This is a genomic window from Achromobacter sp. SIMBA_011 (genome assembly GCF_046535435.1).
Taxonomy (GTDB): Bacteria; Pseudomonadota; Gammaproteobacteria; order Burkholderiales; family Burkholderiaceae_B; genus Achromobacter; species Achromobacter dolens.
Window position 1 is genome coordinate 1 of record NZ_JAWRWN010000313.1, and the last position, 279, is coordinate 279.

At 62.7% G+C, this 279-nt stretch carries 1 protein-coding gene; it reads right to left on the reverse strand.

The features are described 5' to 3' along the window. The coding region (rmuC, locus tag SB816_RS31105; RefSeq protein ID WP_410548129.1) for a DNA recombination protein RmuC at positions 1-279 on the reverse strand (279 nt) is incomplete at both ends.

Consider the following 279-nt stretch of genomic DNA (forward strand, 5'->3'; position numbering starts at 1 on the left):
CAGCTGAAAGGCGCCAGCGGGCAGGGCATCGGCGATCAGCGTTTCCATGCGCGCCTGTCCGAAGGCTCCGCGCGTCTGCTTGTTGGAAAGGATTGCCTGAAGTCCGACGACGTCCTTCGCCAGATCCTGAATATTGCCCTGCGCGGCATCGATGACGGCCAAGCGCTCCTGCAGGCGGCTCAGATTTTCGTGCGTCGACCGGGTCTGTTCCGTCAGCGTTTCGCCCAGCCGCTGCGACATGCCGTCGAGACGCTGGTTTATCGTCTGGCCCATCTCGTT